Below are 19,223 nucleotides of genomic sequence, written 5' to 3' on the forward strand. Positions count from 1 at the left end.
AAAAAAATTCACTCCGTTCATCATTTCGAGATTTTTTATTTATAAATTAAACCTACCATTTGAGATATAGTATAACACATTAAGCGTTTTCTTTTATGGTTTAAGATTCACTTCTATAGGCTAAATATATATAAAGGAGTCGATCATTCATGGCATGTAAAATAGATAGGATTTATAATAATCTTGATGAAAAAGGTGTAAGAGTATTAGTGGACCGAGTATGGCCGAGAGGGATATCTAAAGACAAAGCAAATTTAGATCATTGGTTAAAAGACATCGCGCCCTCTAGTGAATTAAGAAAATGGTTCAATCACGAACCAAGCAAATTTGAAACATTCAAAGAAAAATATAAACAAGAACTCGAATCCGGAGATCAACAAGAAGCTTTAAATAAGCTAAAAGAAATATATAAAGACAATAAACAAACACTCATCATTCTGTATGGCGCTAAAGACGAAAAACACAATCAAGCAATCGTGTTGAAAGAAATATTGGATGGGTGAGTCATGGCTTAAGTGCTGAATAAAGCCAAGAGATAGCGAAAGTCATGGCTTAACGCCTGAATAAAGCCAAGAGATAGCCCAATTCTGATGTGAACCCAAATATTTGAACTAAACAAATCAAAATATTGGGGTGCATTCTAATGAGGAAAAAATATGAATTTAAATTCAAACTAAAACTTGTAAAAGAATATTTAGAAAGACATCAAAGTTATAGAACAATTGCTTTAAAATATGGTATTTCAAGTTGGTCTGTCCTTCGGATTTGGGTCAATCAATATAAAGAGTTTGGAGAAGAAGGTTTAGAAATAAAAAGTAGAAATACTGTTTATACTAGCGAATTTAAATTATCTGTTTTAAAATTTAGACAAGAAAATATGTTGTCTTATCAAGATACTGCGAATCACTTTAGAATTATTAATCCTATTATCATTGCCAATTGGCAACATCAATTTGATGAAAAGTGTCGTCTTGATATAGATAATAAACAAAAGGGACGATCTCACACTATGACTAAAAAACGATCTAAATCAGATAATAAAAATTTACCTTTAAATGAAAATGAACGTGAAGAACTTGAAAGACTTAGAAATGAAAATGAGACGTTAAAGGCAGGTATAGCTTATCAAAAAAAGTTACAAGCCTTGACCGACATTTACGGAAGCAAAAATCAGAAATAGTAAAGGTCATTAAGGAACTAAATGAAACATATAATATACGATTAAGTATCTTATTTAAAGTCGCTCAAATAGCTAAATCTGTATACTATTATTGGATAAATAAATTTAGTAAAGCTGATAAAGATGAAACATTGATTCAAGTAATAAAAGAAATATGTGAAGAATCGAACCATACCTATGGTTATCGTCGTGTTACACAAGCACTAAGAAATAGAGGTCTTATCGTAAATCATAAAAAAGTACTAAGAATTATGAAAGAACATAATCTAACTTGTACAAAGTTCACACATAGAGGTCGTAAGTATCGTTCCTTTAAAGGTAAAGTTGGTAAAGTAGCTCAAAATATATTAAATCGTAGATTTAAAACAAGTCTCCCATTTCAAAAAGTCGTAACAGATATTACAGAGTTCAAATTAATGAATGGTCAGAAATTATATTTATCACCTTTTATGGACTTATATAGTTCAGAGATTATCAGCTTTAAAATCTCAAGTCGTCCTACATTAGATATAGTCATCAATCCATTAAAAGAAATGATAAAGCGTCGTCCAAACCTAGATCATCGTTTAACGATTCATTCAGATCAAGGCTGGCATTATCAACATTCACAATACACTAGATTATTAAAAGACCATAAAATATTTCAGAGTATGTCTAGAAAAGGTAATTGTCTAGATAATTCAGTTATGGAAAACTTTTTTTGGTTACTTAAACAAGAAATGTATTATGGCCAAGAATTTAAAGATTTTCAGGACCTTGAACAAGCTATTCATCGATATATCGATTTTTATAATAACGAAAGAATCAAATCAAAATTAAAAGGCTTATCTCCCAAAAATTACAGGAGACAAACCTTTGAAATAATATACTAATTAAGGTTTAGATTTTTGGGTTCAGTACACTACTTGATAATAATGGAATGTATTTACATGCTTGACGCATTAACCAATTTTCTCCTTCAACTGATGTGCCGACAGTATAGTCATCTAAATAACTCGTCGCACCCACTAAAAATCGATTGCCACGTTTCGGCACAATGTAACAGCCATTCGTCATAAAAAGTGTTTGTTCTAATTTTAAGTCTGGATGTTCTAACATTAGAACTTCGCCTTTAACACCTGTTACTTTTGGCTCAATTTCATAGTCGGTTAATAACTGATGACTCCATGCACCACCAGCAACAATGACTTTTTTGGAAAGTAAAATTTGGTTTGCAGTGAGCACTTTAAACGCATCATTTAAGCGATGTATAGATTTAACTTCAGTATGATAAATGCGTTCAATTCCTTTGAACTCAATAGATTTCAACAATGCTTTAGCATATTGATTGGCATTAATTTGTCCATCATATGGAATATAAATCGCTTTATGATTATAAGAAATCGTATGATTTGAAAGATGACGAAGTGATTGACTATCTAACGTCGTAACTGAACGATCGCGTTTATTCAAAAAACGATATTGCGCTTTTAAACTGTCGATATCATCTCGTGAAGCGGCCATTTTAATTAAACCGTGCGCTTGATAATCAATATTGATATTCGTTTCTTTATATAACGTGTGACTGAGTGATTCGAAATAATCTCTCGAACGTAATGCAAGTTGATAAAGAGGTGTATCTTCAATAAATTCATTTTGTACACCTAACATGCCACCTGCTTTATAAGATGCGTGTAATCCAGGCACATCCCGATTTATCACAGCGATAGACAACGAATCATTCTTAAGTGCTAATTCACGTGCAATAGACATGCCCATGACGCCAGAGCCAACAATTAACACGTCATACATATGTATGCCACTCCTCTCTTAATAACTGAGTTTCACGCAAACTTCGATCTCTGAAAAATGAAATTGCGCAAACACCTTTAAAGCCATGAGGTAACGACTTAATAGAATGCGTATCTATGCCACCAATTGCATATACAGGAATATCTATAGATACTGCATCTGTTATTTCTTTAGAAGACCTTGGTTTAAGACCATGTTTAGAACGCGTTTCAAACACGTGACCAAAGAACACGAAATCTAAAGACCACTCACGTGCGCGTTTCACACTTTCTGCTGAATGTGTAGACATACTAACGGATATATGAGGGTGAAGCTTTTTATATTCAAATGCATGCACGTCATCTTCACGAAAATGAATAAAATTTAAATCATATTTTTCAAGTATGGCTATATCAGAATGAATCATTAATTTCATTTTTGGAAAGCCATGTGCTAATAAATAATCAAGCACCCAGCATAGATCATCACGTGTCATAGGCACTCTCAGTAACAACAAATCAATCTCTTCAGCAATCTCTATATAATGTTCTAAATCATCAACATCTAAGTCTTTATACGGTGTAACAGCAATAAACAATGAAATCACTCCAAATAAAAAAAACGCTATTTTTCTGTATAGAAAAATAGCGTAAAAATTTAATTATAAGTATAAGTAAGCTTATATACGCCACTTTCCTACGCCAGTATGAACTGGATCAGGTTCAAGGAATCCCGAAGTCACTACTTCAGTCTCAGCCTATAATAAGGCACTTCCAGTGGACATTTATTCAATTATTACATCCATTGTACATATAAAAGTAAGAATGTTCAAATTTATATTTTTAGTCTGGTAAATACCACAATAATCTTAATCTATAAATTGTTATTATTTTAATATTTGGAATAAATTGTACAAATTTAATAGTAAATTTGATAATATATAAGAAAAGGTCAAAGGAGTACTATATGTTTGAATTCCATAATATTTCTACAAAAAATAAAGAATATGTAGATACTAAAGAGAAATATGCTCATGAATTAAAGAATTTTGAAAAATATGCAGAAGACTTAACAAATAAAGCGGGTAAAGCAATTAAAGGTAGTCAGAAAGCAAGTTCATATAAGAGAAGTTTAGTAAGATTAATCATAGGCTATAATTTAATTTTTAACGAAACAATAGAATCCATTGAAGATTTTGAAACATATAAAAAGTTATTGAAGATAACTGAATTAAAAGGTTTTAAAGAATTCAATAAAAATACTAATCATTTTTATAGTGCAACTATAGGGTGTTTATTATCTTATTTAACAAGTTTAAATTCTATAAATGAAGATGAAGTTGATTTATTATTAAATAATCCAAATCCAAATCAAGAAACAAATAACTTAATAAATTTTGGTGAGAGTGAAGTTAAGAAGGTAAAACGAAAGAATAAAAAATTAGTGCATGATAAATTATATTATCCAAGAAATTACAATGAAAGTTTAAGAGCCAAAATAAATAGTAATTATCAATGTGAATATGATGAAAATCATAAAACTTTTATTAATGAATGGGACAGAAATCCACACGTTGAAGCACATCACCTAATACCCATGGCTGCACAAAGTCTATATGATCTCTCAATAGATTTTTCTGAAAACATAGTAAGCTTATGTCCGAATTGCCATAGAAGAATTCATCATGCAGTTAATAAAGATAAGAAGGAAATGTTGGAATATTTCTTTAACAATAGAAAAGATATATATAGTGAAAGAGGTATTGATATAACATTGAAAGAATTATATAGAATGTATGGTATTTTAAGATGATTCAATATGAATATAAGAATAATTTAAATATCAAATGAAGTTTCTAAAAATTCACATTCAAAATTAAATATATTTTAATTTCTAGACACAACATAAAAATGTTGTGTCTTATTTTGTTTTAATAAGTATCTCTCACTAAATTCAAGTATAGATTAAGATGTGTTATGACTTTTTTAAAAACTATTTCTCCATCTTTTTTAGTTTAGCAGCAATAAATATAAGTGCGCGTTCCATGGGAAATTTTTAAATTCCTATGAATAAAATCACGCTCATTATATTCTGTTTATTGGCACGACCAATTCGTATATCTACCTCGTAACTACTATCTGTTAATAATCAATAATATTATTTACCCGATTATTGATTATTAACACATCCTAAATTATTCCATTCTAACAATTTTTAAATTTCGTGAAATAAAATTCGCATAATCAATTATTTATTAAAATAGAAAATAACATTGACATTGATAACCATTATCAATTAAATTATAAGGTGGAAGGAGAATTTCAATAAATTTACAAAGGAGGTATATTATGCAAAGGTTAAAACAGTTTTTAAATATTGGGTTATTAGTACTTATTTTATTATCAGTAGGTGTGGGTAAAGTGGCTTCTGCTGATGTGAAAGATGGTACTTATGACGTTAATTACACAGTATTGAAACATGGTACTTCAGATGTTTCGATTGCAAATGATTATTTTAATAAACCAGGTAAGTTAGTTGTTAAGAATGGTGAAAAGCAACTTCAATTAACGATGAATCATAGCCATTGGATTAAAGGTATTACAGTTGATGGTTCTGCTGAGAGTATCGTAAGTGAAGACAAAGGTTCAGACGTTAGAACGTCTAGCTTCAAAGTGAATTCGACATCTGGACAACTTGCTGGAACAATTGATGTTTATATCAATGAAAAAGTCGATGGTAAACCGTTCTTATACGATAACAAATACAAAATCACATTTGACGTGAAAGAACCTTCTGGCCAAGCTGCAGCAGTTTCATCTAGTGATGCTTCTAAGAATTCAACAGCAGCTGCATCTTCTAGTTCAAATAGTAGTACACCATCTAATGGTTCTACTACAACTTCACAAGATGTGAAAAATCCTCAAACGAGCGCAGGCACACCGGTAATGATCACAGTCCTTCCAATTGTTGCAGGTATGTTATTAATCGTTACGTTTATGTTCAATAAAAAATTGAAAAGAGGTCATAATTAATGAAGAAAAGTGTTAAGTCACTATTAGCGTTTTCTTTATTATTCTCAACTCTTGCATTCAATACTTATGAACCGCTTAGTCATACAACAATGAAAAAAGTTGAAGCAGCAGAAGAACAAGCATCAGCAGTGGAAAGTAAGGCAATTGATTTTGTAGTTAATAAAGATAAATCAAATGAAGTCTCTTATATGGATCAATATATGGTAAAACCAGCAAAGGTATATTTTGAAAATGGGGAAACGTATGTTGAGATGACTTTGAAAAGTGCTTCTTATTGGAAGTCATTTGAACTGTATGATGAATCAGGCGCGATTGCCATTCAAACATTTAAAGAAGACCATCAAGCTGATACTAAAGTCATTAAGTTTAAAGTTAAACCAGGTAGCCAATCGCTTACTTCAAAAGTTCACATTGTTGTACCGGCAATCAATTATGACAACAAATATACAACTCATGTAAATTTTAAAGAAGTTATTCCTAGTGCACCGACAACTCAGAATTCAAATCAACAAGATACAGGAAAAGTAGATAAAAACGATAAAGCGAAAGATGATTCAAACCAATCAATGACTGACCAAAAGCAGGATAATACGAATCAGAATGTAGAAGATACACAACAAGCACCTTCAAAGGATTCAAATCATGAGAAACGACAAACAGAACTTCCAAAGCAAGATACACTTAAGAACACAACACCAAAGAACGATGAAAAGCCGATAACAAAAAAAGAAGTGCCAATTCCTGATAAAGTTAAAAATCCGTCTGGCTCCAACCAAGGATCAACTCAACAAGAAAAAGCAACTTCAACATTAGGTTACATGGTCTATAAAAATGGTTCAAGTGAAATCTCTTATATGGACCAATATATGGTGAAACCTGCACGTATTGTTGAAGAAAATGGTAAACAATATGTAGAAATCACATTGAAATCAGCTTCATATTGGAAGTCGTTTGAATTATTCGATCATGATAAGAAATTAAATGTCACAACTGTGTCAGAAGATCAATCTGCAGATACAAAAATCATTCGATTTGAAATGCCGAAAGATTTAAAAGTACTGACATCTAAAGTTCACATTTTTGTACCAGCAATTAATTACGACAATCATTACACAACACGAATTGAATTTGATAAAGAAGCGGCATCTAGCAATGTAAATACAAGCACAAGTGATGAACAACAACAACCTGTTAGCACATCAAGTAAAGATGATGACACTAAAGGTCATGATTCTACAAATGTTCAACACAATCAGACAACACAAACAGATGACCAAAAATCCGAATCTTCGAATGTTTCATCTGGAGTAAATAGTTTAACAAATCATAGTTCATCAACTGCCACACCTACAAATCAAGCTGTGACAAGTGATAACAATGCAACAAGTTCTACAACTGCAGATAAAGCTAATCCAAGTTTCGATCGTAACGCAGATGGTTCAACTAACATGAAACTCGTTAATCCTTCAACAAGTAGCAGTGGAGATGCGATGACATATGCACTTATCTTCAGTGGTGCAGTATTGTTATTAGCTGGTTCATTCTTCTTAGGTAAGAAGCGAGCATCTAAATGAAGATCAAATCGCTATTAAGTTTAATCCTTATATGTAGCTGTCTACTTGCGGCATGTAATATCAACTTTAGTAAATCATCAGAACCTGCAAGTAAACAGAAAAAAGAAGAATTCAGAATCGTACCAACTACTGTAGCTTTAACGGAAACTTTAGATGCATTAGATTTAGATATCGTAGGTAAACCGACAACTTATAAAGATTTACCGAAGCGATACAAAGATGTACCTGAAATTGGTCAGCCTAAGAAACCGAATGTTGAAGTTGTGAAATCACTTAATCCAACACATGTATTAACGGTTACAACAATTAAATCTGAGATGGATCCTGTGTTTGAACAACTTAAAATGAAAGGTACTTATTATGATTACGACAGTTTAAATGGTTTGAAGAAATCTATCACCGAAATGGGTAATACGTTCAATCGTAAAGAACAGGCTAAAAAGCTTAATAAAAAGTTTGATAATGCCGAAGCAGAAATTAAAGCTAAGATTCAAGGTAAAAAACGCCCTAAAGTACTAATTCTTATGGGTGTGCCTGGTAGTTATCTTGTAGCAACAGAACACTCTTATATAGGTGATTTAGTGAAAATTGCCGGAGGAGAGAATGTTATACAAAATGAATCAAGAGCTTATTTAGCTTCTAATACGGAAGAGCTTTATAAAGTTAATCCGGATATTATTTTAAGATTGCAACATGGTTTTCCAGACCAAGTTAGAGAAATGTTTAAGAAAGAGTTTAGTACAAATGATATATGGAAACACTTTGACGCAGTTAAAAATAATAGAGTTTATGATTTAGAAGAAATTCCATTTGGCATAACAGCAAGTATTAAAGCTGACGATGCGTTAGTACAGCTTTATGACATTTTATATAATAAGTAAAGAGGTTAAAACATGAAAAAATATTCGCGACTCACGTTCTGGATCATGTTATGTATGCTTGTCATAACAATTTATATATCGCTTGTAAGTGGGAAGTTACCTTTAAGTATAGAACAAATCATCACGAAACTTACAACAGGTACTGAACCTCAAGTAGATGCAGTTATTGATTTACGCATGCCAAGAATATTCATCGCGTTATTTGTTGGAGCTGCTCTGAGTGTATCAGGAGCTTTGCTACAAGCGGTATTACAAAATCCTCTAGCTGAAGCGAATATTATTGGTGTGACATCTGGTGCACTTGTTGCACGAGGTGTCATACTTATATTTTTACCTACCTTGTATTTTTATTTACCGATATTCGTCTTTATTGGTGGGGTTATACCGTTTCTTATATTATTCCTATTAGTATCTCGTTATCACATAACACCGATTAGACTCATATTAGTAGGTGTTGCGATATACGCCATGTTAAATGGTGTAATAGAGGTTTTATCTATGAGTCCTGTTATGCAGTTACCAACAGGTTTAACGATGAAAGTATGGCAAGATGTCTATATAATCGCCGTCATGTCAACAATAGGGATTATATTCGCACTCGTGTTAGTAAACAAAGTGAACTTGTTATCATTTGAAGATAAACAAGCGCATAATATTGGTTTTAATATTACGAAATACCGCCTCATCGTCGGTTTAGTTGCTGTATTTTTAGCAAGTAGCGCAACAGCTATCGTAGGTCAATTAGCTTTTGTAGGCTTAATCGTGCCACATATTATAAGACGTATCGTTGGAACGAATTATAAAAAGGTCATACCATATTCCATTATATTTGGTGCCTGGCTTGTATTATTAGCAGACACGGTAGGTCGAACAATAGCGCCACCTTTAGAAATACCAGCGAGTACGATTACAACTGTAGTAGGTGGGCCATTCTTGATTTACCTTATTTGTAAAGGAGCGTATGTCCATGCGAACAGAGAACGTTAGTTTCAAATACCAGCGAAATCATATTTTTAAATCGTTAAACATACAACTCAAAAAGCACGCCATTACAACTATCATCGGACCTAATGGATCAGGTAAATCAACATTGTTACAAATATTATCACGTAATTTAGAGCCGAGTGAAGGTATTGTTTATATAGATAATCATGCTATTTCATCATTAAATATAAAGACGTTAGCAAGGCAGTTAGCAACCGTACATCAAAATAACCGTGCGCCAGAAGATTTTACAGTAAAAGAAGTTGTACAGTGTGGCAGATATAGTTACCAATCCATATTGAAGAAAGATATCAAACAAGAAGAAGTCATTCAGCATGTGTTACATCAACTAGAACTAGAAGACTATCAAGATAAACCCATTAGTGAATTGTCAGGCGGAGAATTACAACGTGTGTATATCGCAATGTCACTTGCGCAAGAACCACAATATATGTTGCTAGATGAACCAACGACATACTTAGATTTTAACTATCAATATCAAGTGTTGGACATTATACGATCACTGAAAGAGAACTTTAATATCACCATTATTATGGTGTTACATGACATTAACCAAGCGATAGAATATAGCGATGAAATCGTATGTATACATAACAATCAAGTCATCCAAGGACCTCCAGAAGAAGTCGTAACAGAATCCTTTATTTCACGCGTATATAATATCGATGCGAAAATCATCCATGACCCAGAATGTGGCATGCTGATTTGTAAGAGAAAGGGCAGAGCGCCGCATGAAAATCATCATGAAAATCATCATGAAAATCATTCAAATAGCATTAGTCGCTGTCATTATATGGTCTGGATATGTCATGTTTCACAATAAACAAGAAGATAAAGAAGCGGAAGAACGCTACATTCATTTACAACAAAATTATACACAAATGACAAACACCAATACCGTGCGACCACAATTCAAACAACTCAGCAACATCAACAAAGATATCATAGGGTGGATACATCTAGAAGGCACATCATTGAACTATCCAATACTACAATCGAAAGACAACAAAGACTACTTAAAGAAAGACTTTGAACTACAAGAAAGCAGAAAAGGTAGTATCTTTATGGATTATCGTAATACACCAAAGCACGATAAAATGAATACCGTCATATATGGACATCACGTAGGAGATAACACCATGTTTGACGTCGTAGAAAAATATTTAGATCAATCATTTTATAATCAACATAAAACAATCCAGTACGACACACAATACGGTAAATATCAATTAGAAGTCATTAGCGCCTATGAAACAACAACAAAAGATAATTACATACAAACAGACTTTAAAGACAAAGCAACATATGAACAATTTCTAGAACAAACATTAAAAAAATCACAAATCTCAACAACAACAGAAGTTAATAAAGACGACAAGATCGTCACCCTCTCAACATGTGAAGACCCATATTCACTCACATCAGGACGAATCGTCGTCGTAGCCAAACTCGTAAAAGTATAAAATAGAAAAGAGGAAATAAATAGCATGTTTATGGCAGAAAATAAATTACAACTCTATAAAGGAACAGCAGACGAAACAATAGAAAGATTCTATATGAGACAAGGAATTGAAACAATCGAAGGATTCAAGAAAATGTATGTAACAAAAACAAATGACCTCGAAGAATACGACGAAGTAAAAATACTTACAATCTGGGAATCAGAACAAAGCTTCAAAAACTGGTTAAAATCAGACGTATTCAAAGAAGCACACAAAAACGTACGACATAACAGAGAAGATAGCGAAAGCCCAATATTAAAAAACACAGTCACAACATATACAATCGGTTATCACTTTGATAATGAGGTAGAAGCTAAGGCAAAAAATCCAGCATGACATTAAAGTCATGTTGGGTTTTTTTGTGGGGTAAGATATAAAATAATAAACAATATACATAAAAAGTTTGTTTGATTTAAACTTCTAGCATTCATTAAAACATTTATACAATGAAAGTAATTTAGATTTTCAATATTCATAATCTTTAATATTGAATAGTTAAAAATGTAATTTGTTTCTTTTGGAAAAAATTAAAGTATCTTTTTTATTTTTTATTGTGCATAATCTTAATAAGTGTTGTAAAATATTACTAATAGTAAAAAATAAACGGCTTTCATTAGCTATTAATATGTAGCTTATAAAGGGGTGTAAGCTTTTTGAGTAATATTGAAAATAGTAGTTATAAATACAGGTTAGAAGATGAAAGAAAGTATATTAATAACTGGCAAATTCAAACACAATGGATGAAATTTTTTGAGTGTATAGGTAAATTTGTCCAAACTAAAAATAACATAAATTTATATATATCTTACATAGATGAAATATTGCCAGCATTGTTTATTTCAAAAGGGATTATAGAAAGTCAATTAGAGTATTATAAGCACTATGATGATATTCCAAAATTAGTAGTAGGAGATGAAATAGCCTTACTAACTGATTCGAAGAATGAAATATGGAGAAAAGCAAAAGTTTTGGAAGTATATTACGACTCGTCGAAGATAGCGCTTAATCCATTTGCAAAACTAAAGATAATTCTAGGGAAAAACAATACATATGATAATCATATACCATTTAGAGATTGGAATACTAAAATAAGATTGAATCCAAACTTTAAAAGTACAGCTGGATCAAAAGTTAAATTAGATGACAGTATAAGTGATTTTTTACGTAGAAAATATAGTGTTAATTATTTAAAAAACCTCAAAATGAAAAATCAGAATATTGTGAATCTAATAGGGAATAATATCGAGCAAACGATTTATGATTATATGAAGATATTTAATTTTAATAATGAAAAGCATCATTATAAATTAGATGATATTATTCAGCACAGTGGAAATGCAAAAAATTATTCTAATACACAGATTATTAAATCTAGAAATTATACAAATGATATTAACAATAATGAAGTGTCAATTTTTTTAGGTGATAATTCTAGCCTTATCTTTTCTGAATATAGGACTGAGAGAAATATATTTATTTCAAATAGAAAAAAATAACTTACAGCATCAGGAAATTTTCTTAGAAAGTTTCTTAAACGATAGCTATAGCAACAATTGTTTAGAGGTTAATAAAGAAATTAAAGAGTTTTTAAAGAAATATAAAATTGAGATTCCGAAAGGGGTTGAAATTTATGGGTATTAATAAAATTAATCTATTGAATGATTATAGTAACCAAACTAATTCAATATATAATATACAAGTTCAATCAAAAGAAATTGAGGAATTACATGATTTATTTAATAAAATTAAGAAAGAAATATATAGTGAAGGATTAAATGAACTTAATGAAGAATTTAGGAATTTGAAATATATATATTATAGGTTAATTAATACTTTAAAACCATATAATGATGAACTACGAGATAGGTTTGATCAAGATGATTGGGAAAAATTTACATCTATATTACGAAAATTTAATTCAATTAATGAAAACATGGAAGTATACTTAAAAAAATTTGTATATTTAATAAAGTTATTTCAAAAGGGAAAAGTTATTAATGAATTAAAATTAGAAGTGGAGTCACTATATACCTAATATTTCAGTTAAATTTTTAACATATCTTCTTGAAATGGTTACTTTTTTATTATTGGATAAAGTTGCATATAAATTCCCTGAGAATGACGGTGATACTTTGTTGATATGTTCTATGTTGACGATAGATGATTTACTAATTTGTATGAACTTCTGCTAAGGCAAAGTTTGCTGTAAGGCAGTGAGTGACATTCGAGTTGTGAGTGTTTCACTGATTGTGATGATGTTCAGTTGTTTATCAAAAACTTCTGCAAAAATGATATCTTCTTTTAAAATAAGTGACGTTTCTTGTGATGTCTTAATACCTATTTTATGATTGGATGTTTCAAATTGTTGAATATACGTTAATAGGTTATGACCAAGTTCCTGTTCAAAGGTTCTGATTGAAATATCCGTCGTCGTTTGTGAAGTGTCGATGTTTAGTTGAACGTTGAATGGCTCTGTCATAGCATAACCTCCTTTGGTTATATAGTATGTTGTATCACATTATTTGTCAGTAGTTATGTCACAACCGGTTTAATATACGGTGTAAGTGGTTATGTATTGATTGTATAGAAAAAGCTTCCTGAACTTGTCTTCTTGAGACAAATTGAGGAAGCTTAATTTTATATTTTTAACATGCTTCGGAAACCTCTTGCGCCATAATAAGAATCAGCGCCATTATGGTACGTGAATACTGTGTCATAACGTAAATCACAGAATAATGCACCACCAAGGTCTCTAATTTTTGCAGGTGTTTCAATCCAACTAGATGTTTTCTTATCAAATTCACCGAGTGTTTGAAAATGTCTATATTGTTCTTCATTAAGTAATGTAACCTTCATTTCATGAACCATGTCCATTACGCTTGTTTCTGGTTTATGTTTCTTTCTAGATTCTAATGCTGCTCTATCGTAGCAAACACTTCTACGACCTTTAGGACTTTCTTTCGAACAGTCTACGAATATATAAGTATCGTCTTCTAATCCTATTACATCAGGCTCTCCTTCAGTTTGTTCCATTTGATTAAGCGACCATAATTTTTCTGGATGTTCATTTAATCGCTTTTCTACATCTGACCATTCTATATTTTTATGACGTTCTGGAAATTTTTCGAAACGCTTTTGTAAAGTTGTAAGTAGTTCAGCTTGTTCTTCTTGTGAAAGTTTTTGAGTTGTCATAAAATCCCCCTTTTTTATTTTATTGTAGCAAACTATGAAGCGATTAAAAGCAATATGTGATTAGGCTTTATCTTTAGTATTTAAAAAGTCTAAAAATTCGTCTCCCCAGTCACAAATGCCATTAACAACAGGTTCTAAATCTTTACCTATTTGTGTCAAACTATATTCAACTTTAGGCGGTACGACCGGATATACAGTACGGTTTACGATATGATCGTCTTCAAGTTCTCTCAACTGTCTAATAAGCATACGCTGATTAATATCTGGTAGTTTCTTTTCTAATTCGTTGAGTCTAAGAGGTGACGCTTGTAATAAATGCCAGATAATTGGTATTTTCCAACGACCGCCAATAACAGATAATGCTAAGTCTTTAGAATTATAATATTCCGTTTCTTTATAGTTAATTAATACCATGATACGACCCCATTTCTTCACTAAGTGACATATTTGTCAGTATTGCATAATTTTATACATTGTATCACAATTATTAGTGTAAAATAATATAGATAAAGGAGATATGATTAATATGAAATTACAATTAGCAATTGATTTATTAAATAAAGAAGAAGCAGCTCAATTAGCGCAACAAGTTGAGGAATATGTAGATATAGTAGAAATCGGTACACCTATCGTTATTAATGAAGGATTAGGTGCAGTAGAAAAATTAAGTCAATCTGTTAAAGATGTTCAAGTATTAGCTGACTTAAAAATTATGGATGCTGCTAGTTATGAAGTAAGCCAAGCTGTTAAATTTGGGGCGGATATCGTAACAATTTTAGGTGTAGCAGAAGATGCTTCTATTAAAGGTGCAGTTGAAGAAGCACATAAACATGGTAAAGAATTATTAGTGGATATGATCGCAGTTCAAGATTTAGAAAAACGTGCGAAAGAATTAGACGCATTAAGTGCAGATTATATCGCTGTGCATACTGGTTATGATTTACAAGCTGAAGGTGTATCACCATTAGAAAGCTTACGTACAGTTAAATCAGTTATCAAAAATTCAAAAGTAGCAGTAGCAGGTGGTATTACACCAGAAACAATTCAATCTGTTGCTGATGAAAATCCAGATTTAATTATTGTCGGTGGAGGAATTGCTAACGCAGACGATCCAAAAGCAGCTGCAAAATTATGTAGAGAAATTATTGAAGGTAAATAATATGAGCCCTTATCAATTAATATTGGATGAAATTAAGCAAACATTAAATCAAGTAGACTTGATGGATACTGAGCAATTCGTAAATAGCTTGTTGTCAGAAGATCCAGTGTTTGTAGCAGCTAAAGGACGCTCTGCATTTGTCGCGAACGGTTTTGCTATGAGATTGAACCAATTAGGTAAGAAAAGCTATGTAGTAGGTGAGACGAGTACACCTTCTATTCAAGAAGGAGATAAATTATTGATTGTCTCCGGATCAGGCTCAACAGCTCACTTGAAATTACTCGCACAAACAGCAAAAGATATCGGAGCGAATGTCATATTAATTTCTACAAAAGAACAATCACCAATCGCTGAAATAGCAGATGACGTGATCGTTTTACCAGCAGGTACTAAATATGATGAAAAAGGATCAGAACAACCACTAGGAAGTCTGTTCGAACAAAGCACTCAATTATATTTAGATAGTATCGTAATGGATTTAATGGAACAATTAAACGTAAGTGAAACATATATGCAAAATAAACACGCGAATTTAGAATAATAGAGGAAACCGTCTGAAACATTCAGACGGTTTCTTACTTTTTAGATAGAGATGCGTGTTGTTGGAGGTGTGAATATTGCAAGTGAGGTGTGACTAGCAATGTTGGGGGTCTGAATATTGCAAGTGAGGTGCGACTAGCAATATTCAGGACCTTGTATTTATCAAGACTGGTGAAACAAGATAAATAGGCGCGTTGTATTTATCAAGACAAGCGAAACAAGATAAATAGGAGCTCTGTATATTGCAAGACTCCCCAAACAAGCAACATAGCTCGCCCGTATATTGCAAGACTCCCAAAACAAGCAATATAGAACCTCGTACAGCCCTAAATACAGACCTACAAACTCATTCCAATCTCAAACTCTTTATAATTCTCCTCTAAATTCTCAATATATTAATATAACAAACAATGGTATCACGACTGAGCTGATTAAGGCTGTTAGAATCATGCCGATTGAACTGAAGGCTGCTGATTCGATATCAGTTTCTAATATTTTGGCTGTCCCAATAGCATGTGAGGCATTGCCATAAGTGAGTCCTTTGGCAATGGATGTTTGGAATTTGGCTATTTTGATAAGATATGATCCCAACATACTTCCAATTAATCCTGTACCTATAATAAACAACACGGCCAAGCTATCTATTCCGCCTATTTGTTGTGATACTTGTACACCGACTGCTGCTGTTATAGATCTAGGCAACAGCGATGCGATCATTTCTTTTGAATAACCGAATATATTTAAAATCGTAAACATTAAAATAATATTAATCGTTATCCCAACTAATACACTCGTGATAATGACTTTGAAATGTTGAACAATCATTTTTCTATATAAATATAGTGGATATGCTAAACATACAACTGTGCAATTTAAAAAGTCATAAATCCATTGTCCACCTACCATATAGTCGTTGTAATTATATCCAAATAACACAAGTACACAGATAATCGCAACGGATGAAACGAGTGCAGGGTGTAAGATGGCGATCTTGAATTTTTTCTGTATAAATAATGCGAATATGTACATGATAACTGTTAAAAGAATCATTAAAAGTGCTTTAATCATCATGATTGATCACCACTTTCTTCTATATGATTCCTTTTTAACATTTTCTCAGCTATGTATCCTGACGAGAGTGCAACGATGCATGTGCTTGCGATGACTAATACAATTAAAAAGATAAACTGTGCGTTTATTTGATCAACTAAATTCATAGCACCGACGATTGATGGGATGAAGAAGAAAATCATCGTACTTAATAATAAATTTGCACCATCTTTAATCCATTCTTCTTTTATAATTTTGAATTGTAATAATAAGAAAAGTATCACAAGTCCGATAATACTACCTGCAATAGGTATGTTTAATGTGTCTTGAATCCAACTACCTAGAACGGTAATAAAATAGATCATACATATTTGGAGTATGATTTTTATGAATTTATAAATCATGACAACTCAATCCTTTGAACATTTTATAATGATATTCATTTATTATAGAACTGATTGGTATATTTTGAAATGCTATCGGACGGTCTTTTTATTTTTAAAAGTTTGCAATTAGTGGTTCAATAGACGTAACAATTAAAAGATTGGAGCGAATCATATGCCAAAATTAATTTTATGTCGGCATGGGCAAAGTGAATGGAATGCGAAAAATTTATTTACAGGTTGGGCAGATGTAGAGTTATCAGAGCAAGGGTATAATGAAGCGAGAATCTCAGGGGAAAAATTATTAAAACAAAATATCGAAATAGATGTTGTGTATACATCACTTTTAACAAGAGCAATTGAAACCACATATTTATTATTGAAATATTCGCATCAACTTTGGATACCAGTATACAAAACGTGGCGTTTAAATGAACGTCACTATGGTGGTATTCAAGGTGAAAACAAAGATCAAGCACGAGAAGAATATGGTGAAGAACAAGTGCATATTTGGAGACGTTCTTATGATACAAGACCGCCAGAAGCGGGTGAAAAGTTACGAGAAGAATACTTGAGTGATAGAAGATATGAAATGTTAGATAGAAGAATCATGCCTGTTTCAGAAAGTCTTAAAGATACATTGGATAGAGTTATTCCATATTGGATCGATCATATTTCAACAAGTTTATTAAACCATCAAACGACTTTAGTTTCTGCACACGGTAATTCTTTAAGAGCACTGATTAAGTATTTAGAAGATATTCCAGATGATGAAATTTCAAACTTAGAAATCAAAACAGGTGCACCATTGATATATGAATTAGATGATTCTTTAAAAGTGATAGACAAGTATTATTTATAGGTTATAGCGCATGATAAAAGTAAAATAAAAGTTTAATTTAACCTAAAGCTTTACATTCAATCATTTATAGCGTATAGTGGGTAGCAAGTGATATTTCGAGATTAAATTAATTGGTAGTTTTATTCATAGTTAATAAAGTCCATTTAAGTTTGAAGATTGATTATTGCAAATATACGTGCAAAAGCACAATAGGAGGACTTTTATTATGAATAAAGGTACAGTAAAATGGTTTAACGCAGAAAAAGGTTACGGATTTATCGAAGGAGAAAATGGTAACGACGTATTCGTACATTTCTCATCTATCCAAGCTGAAGGTTACAAATCATTAGACGAAGGTGCTTCAGTTACTTTCGATATCGAAGAAGGACAACGTGGACCTCAAGCAGTCAACGTTATCAAAAACTAATATTTAACCAATTAGTTAAACACTTCATAACTTTGTTATGGAGTGTTTTTTTGTATATTAAAATAGAAATTGGTGAACAATTCTGAATATAATCATTCGCTTTATCGGCTGTGAAATGGTTAAATAAGTATAACAACATATAGGAGGTAAACGTTATGACAGAAATCCAACATTTAACAGTAGGAAGCAATGACGCAAACATAACAATTGAGGCATTTATTAATTTTGCATGCCCATATTGTTTAAATTATTTTGCAGCAGCTGACGAAGTTTTAGAACCTTATATTAATGAGAATAAAGTACAATATATCGTTAAGCATTTTGATAAGACGAAACAAAGGTTGCTTAAAGGAACTGTTGCGAATATTTATCTGGATTACGATGACCCCGAAGAAACTTTTAAAATAATACGATACCTATATGAAACACAAGACGAATGGACATTGAATTTTGAAACAATAGAAAGAAAAATGGAACATGAATTAGGCTTATCACCACAAAAAAATGCAGACGACCGATCCTTAGCCATTATGCAAGAAACATTTGAAAGAGGGATTAAAGGCGTGCCAACCGTTTTTATAAATGATAAAAAATTTGAATTTAATCCTGAAGAAGATGATAAAGAGAGAATACAAGAAAAATTAAAAAGCGCATTAGAAAGTATATGATGAAGCGGTGAGAACGCAC

The 19,223-nt window shown here is 31.7% G+C and carries 26 protein-coding genes and 1 riboswitch; of the genes, 18 read left to right on the forward strand and 8 right to left on the reverse strand.

The features are described 5' to 3' along the window. Window positions 1-149 precede the first annotated feature (149 nt). The 3 genes from MUA60_RS01810 (at window position 150) to MUA60_RS01820 (ending at window position 2,052) form a co-directional block, all read left to right on the forward strand. Window positions 150-503, forward strand: coding sequence for a DUF488 domain-containing protein (locus tag MUA60_RS01810; RefSeq protein ID WP_126477294.1), 354 nt, complete (start codon window positions 150-152; stop codon window positions 501-503). Between the two features lie 140 nt (window positions 504-643). Next, entirely contained in the window at window positions 644-1,180 is a 537-nt protein-coding gene (locus tag MUA60_RS01815; protein WP_262648714.1) for a transposase, read from the forward strand. An 8-nt stretch (window positions 1,181-1,188) separates the two neighbouring features. After that, a complete protein-coding gene (locus tag MUA60_RS01820) occupies window positions 1,189-2,052 on the forward strand; it encodes an IS3 family transposase (RefSeq protein ID WP_262650546.1) in 864 nt (287 codons plus the stop codon). 7 nt (window positions 2,053-2,059) lie between these two features. On the opposite strand, the gene MUA60_RS01825 is transcribed toward MUA60_RS01820, so the two are convergent. Together MUA60_RS01825 and MUA60_RS01830 are read right to left on the reverse strand one after the other, a co-directional pair. Next, entirely contained in the window at window positions 2,060-2,971 is a 912-nt protein-coding gene (locus tag MUA60_RS01825; protein WP_262649368.1) for an NAD(P)/FAD-dependent oxidoreductase, read from the reverse strand. Continuing rightward, window positions 2,964-3,554 (reverse strand): thiamine phosphate synthase, encoded by a 591-nt coding sequence (locus MUA60_RS01830; protein ID WP_262650562.1) that lies wholly within the window; start codon window positions 3,552-3,554, stop codon window positions 2,964-2,966. Before MUA60_RS01830 ends, MUA60_RS01825 begins: the two co-directional genes overlap by 8 nt. 72 nt (window positions 3,555-3,626) lie before the next feature. Continuing rightward, window positions 3,627-3,735: riboswitch (TPP riboswitch) on the reverse strand. A gap of 181 nt (window positions 3,736-3,916) precedes the next feature. Here MUA60_RS01830 and MUA60_RS01835 point away from each other — a divergent pair. The 10 genes from MUA60_RS01835 (at window position 3,917) to MUA60_RS01880 (ending at window position 12,979) form a co-directional block, all read left to right on the forward strand. Beyond that, window positions 3,917-4,762, forward strand: coding sequence for an HNH endonuclease (locus MUA60_RS01835; RefSeq protein ID WP_262649369.1), 846 nt, complete (start codon window positions 3,917-3,919; stop codon window positions 4,760-4,762). A 536-nt stretch (window positions 4,763-5,298) separates the two neighbouring features. Continuing rightward, window positions 5,299-5,982, forward strand: a complete 684-nt coding sequence (isdC, locus tag MUA60_RS01840; RefSeq protein ID WP_262649371.1) for a heme uptake protein IsdC — start codon at window positions 5,299-5,301, stop codon at window positions 5,980-5,982. Next, a complete protein-coding gene (locus tag MUA60_RS01845; RefSeq protein WP_262649373.1) occupies window positions 5,982-7,556 on the forward strand; it encodes an NEAT domain-containing protein in 1,575 nt (524 codons plus the stop codon). The genes isdC and MUA60_RS01845 overlap by 1 nt, the downstream gene beginning before the upstream one ends. After that, window positions 7,553-8,437: a heme ABC transporter substrate-binding protein IsdE gene (isdE, locus tag MUA60_RS01850; protein ID WP_262649374.1), complete on the forward strand. Its 885-nt coding sequence runs from the start codon at window positions 7,553-7,555 to the stop codon at window positions 8,435-8,437. Before MUA60_RS01845 ends, isdE begins: the two co-directional genes overlap by 4 nt. Window positions 8,438-8,449: 12 nt before the next feature. Further along, window positions 8,450-9,424 carry a FecCD family ABC transporter permease gene (locus tag MUA60_RS01855; RefSeq protein WP_262649376.1) on the forward strand — a complete coding sequence of 325 codons (975 nt, stop codon included), beginning with the start codon at window positions 8,450-8,452 and terminating at the stop codon, window positions 9,422-9,424. Further along, window positions 9,405-10,265 carry an ABC transporter ATP-binding protein gene (locus MUA60_RS01860; protein WP_262649378.1) on the forward strand — a complete coding sequence of 287 codons (861 nt, stop codon included), beginning with the start codon at window positions 9,405-9,407 and terminating at the stop codon, window positions 10,263-10,265. The genes MUA60_RS01855 and MUA60_RS01860 overlap by 20 nt, the downstream gene beginning before the upstream one ends. Next, window positions 10,180-10,905 (forward strand): class B sortase, encoded by a 726-nt coding sequence (srtB, locus tag MUA60_RS01865; RefSeq protein WP_262650563.1) that lies wholly within the window; start codon window positions 10,180-10,182, stop codon window positions 10,903-10,905. The genes MUA60_RS01860 and srtB overlap by 86 nt, the downstream gene beginning before the upstream one ends. 24 nt (window positions 10,906-10,929) lie before the next feature. Further along, window positions 10,930-11,280 carry an antibiotic biosynthesis monooxygenase gene (locus MUA60_RS01870; protein ID WP_262649379.1) on the forward strand — a complete coding sequence of 117 codons (351 nt, stop codon included), beginning with the start codon at window positions 10,930-10,932 and terminating at the stop codon, window positions 11,278-11,280. Between the two features lie 317 nt (window positions 11,281-11,597). Further along, window positions 11,598-12,440 (forward strand): hypothetical protein, encoded by an 843-nt coding sequence (locus MUA60_RS01875; RefSeq protein WP_262649381.1) that lies wholly within the window; start codon window positions 11,598-11,600, stop codon window positions 12,438-12,440. 134 nt (window positions 12,441-12,574) lie between these two features. After that, on the forward strand, window positions 12,575-12,979 hold the full coding sequence (locus tag MUA60_RS01880; protein ID WP_262649382.1) for a hypothetical protein: 405 nt from the start codon (window positions 12,575-12,577) through the stop codon (window positions 12,977-12,979). Here MUA60_RS01880 and MUA60_RS15515 read toward each other — a convergent pair. The 4 genes from MUA60_RS15515 to MUA60_RS01895 form a co-directional block, all read right to left on the reverse strand. Further along, the gene (locus MUA60_RS15515) at window positions 12,968-13,123 is read right to left on the reverse strand and encodes a LytTR family DNA-binding domain-containing protein (protein WP_394812737.1); all 156 of its coding nucleotides are present in this window, start codon (window positions 13,121-13,123) and stop codon (window positions 12,968-12,970) included. The genes MUA60_RS01880 and MUA60_RS15515 overlap by 12 nt on opposite strands. A gap of 9 nt (window positions 13,124-13,132) precedes the next feature. Continuing rightward, the gene (locus MUA60_RS01885) at window positions 13,133-13,423 is read right to left on the reverse strand and encodes a LytTR family transcriptional regulator DNA-binding domain-containing protein (protein WP_262649385.1); all 291 of its coding nucleotides are present in this window, start codon (window positions 13,421-13,423) and stop codon (window positions 13,133-13,135) included. Between the two features lie 158 nt (window positions 13,424-13,581). Next, window positions 13,582-14,136, reverse strand: coding sequence for a DUF4256 domain-containing protein (locus MUA60_RS01890; RefSeq protein WP_262649386.1), 555 nt, complete (start codon window positions 14,134-14,136; stop codon window positions 13,582-13,584). A 60-nt stretch (window positions 14,137-14,196) separates the two neighbouring features. After that, window positions 14,197-14,550 carry a winged helix-turn-helix transcriptional regulator gene (locus MUA60_RS01895; RefSeq protein WP_037589866.1) on the reverse strand — a complete coding sequence of 118 codons (354 nt, stop codon included), beginning with the start codon at window positions 14,548-14,550 and terminating at the stop codon, window positions 14,197-14,199. A gap of 112 nt (window positions 14,551-14,662) precedes the next feature. On the opposite strand from MUA60_RS01895, the gene hxlA reads away from it, so the two are divergent. Both hxlA and hxlB read left to right on the forward strand, forming a co-directional pair. Then, entirely contained in the window at window positions 14,663-15,295 is a 633-nt protein-coding gene (hxlA, locus tag MUA60_RS01900) for a 3-hexulose-6-phosphate synthase (RefSeq protein WP_262649388.1), read from the forward strand. Window position 15,296: 1 nt separating this feature from the next. Next, complete coding sequence (gene hxlB / locus MUA60_RS01905) at window positions 15,297-15,836, forward strand: 6-phospho-3-hexuloisomerase (RefSeq protein WP_262649389.1); 540 nt, start codon at window positions 15,297-15,299, stop codon at window positions 15,834-15,836. Between the two features lie 386 nt (window positions 15,837-16,222). Here the strand turns inward: hxlB and MUA60_RS01910 are convergent, their stop codons facing one another. After that, entirely contained in the window at window positions 16,223-16,906 is a 684-nt protein-coding gene (locus tag MUA60_RS01910) for an LrgB family protein (RefSeq protein ID WP_262649391.1), read from the reverse strand. After that, entirely contained in the window at window positions 16,903-17,289 is a 387-nt protein-coding gene (locus tag MUA60_RS01915) for a CidA/LrgA family protein (protein WP_126476389.1), read from the reverse strand. The genes MUA60_RS01910 and MUA60_RS01915 overlap by 4 nt, the downstream gene beginning before the upstream one ends. A gap of 154 nt (window positions 17,290-17,443) precedes the next feature. Between MUA60_RS01915 and MUA60_RS01920 the strand changes: the two genes are divergently transcribed. From MUA60_RS01920 to MUA60_RS01930, 3 genes are all read left to right on the forward strand, one after another. Then, window positions 17,444-18,130 carry a 2,3-diphosphoglycerate-dependent phosphoglycerate mutase gene (locus MUA60_RS01920; RefSeq protein ID WP_262649393.1) on the forward strand — a complete coding sequence of 229 codons (687 nt, stop codon included), beginning with the start codon at window positions 17,444-17,446 and terminating at the stop codon, window positions 18,128-18,130. A 205-nt stretch (window positions 18,131-18,335) separates the two neighbouring features. Then, a complete protein-coding gene (locus MUA60_RS01925) occupies window positions 18,336-18,536 on the forward strand; it encodes a cold-shock protein (RefSeq protein ID WP_262649394.1) in 201 nt (66 codons plus the stop codon). 155 nt (window positions 18,537-18,691) lie between these two features. Continuing rightward, window positions 18,692-19,204 (forward strand): DsbA family protein, encoded by a 513-nt coding sequence (locus MUA60_RS01930; RefSeq protein ID WP_262649396.1) that lies wholly within the window; start codon window positions 18,692-18,694, stop codon window positions 19,202-19,204. Window positions 19,205-19,223: the final 19 nt, after the last annotated feature.

The sequence above is a fragment of the Mammaliicoccus sciuri genome (genome assembly GCF_025561425.1).
Taxonomy (GTDB): domain Bacteria; phylum Bacillota; class Bacilli; order Staphylococcales; family Staphylococcaceae; genus Mammaliicoccus; species Mammaliicoccus sciuri_A.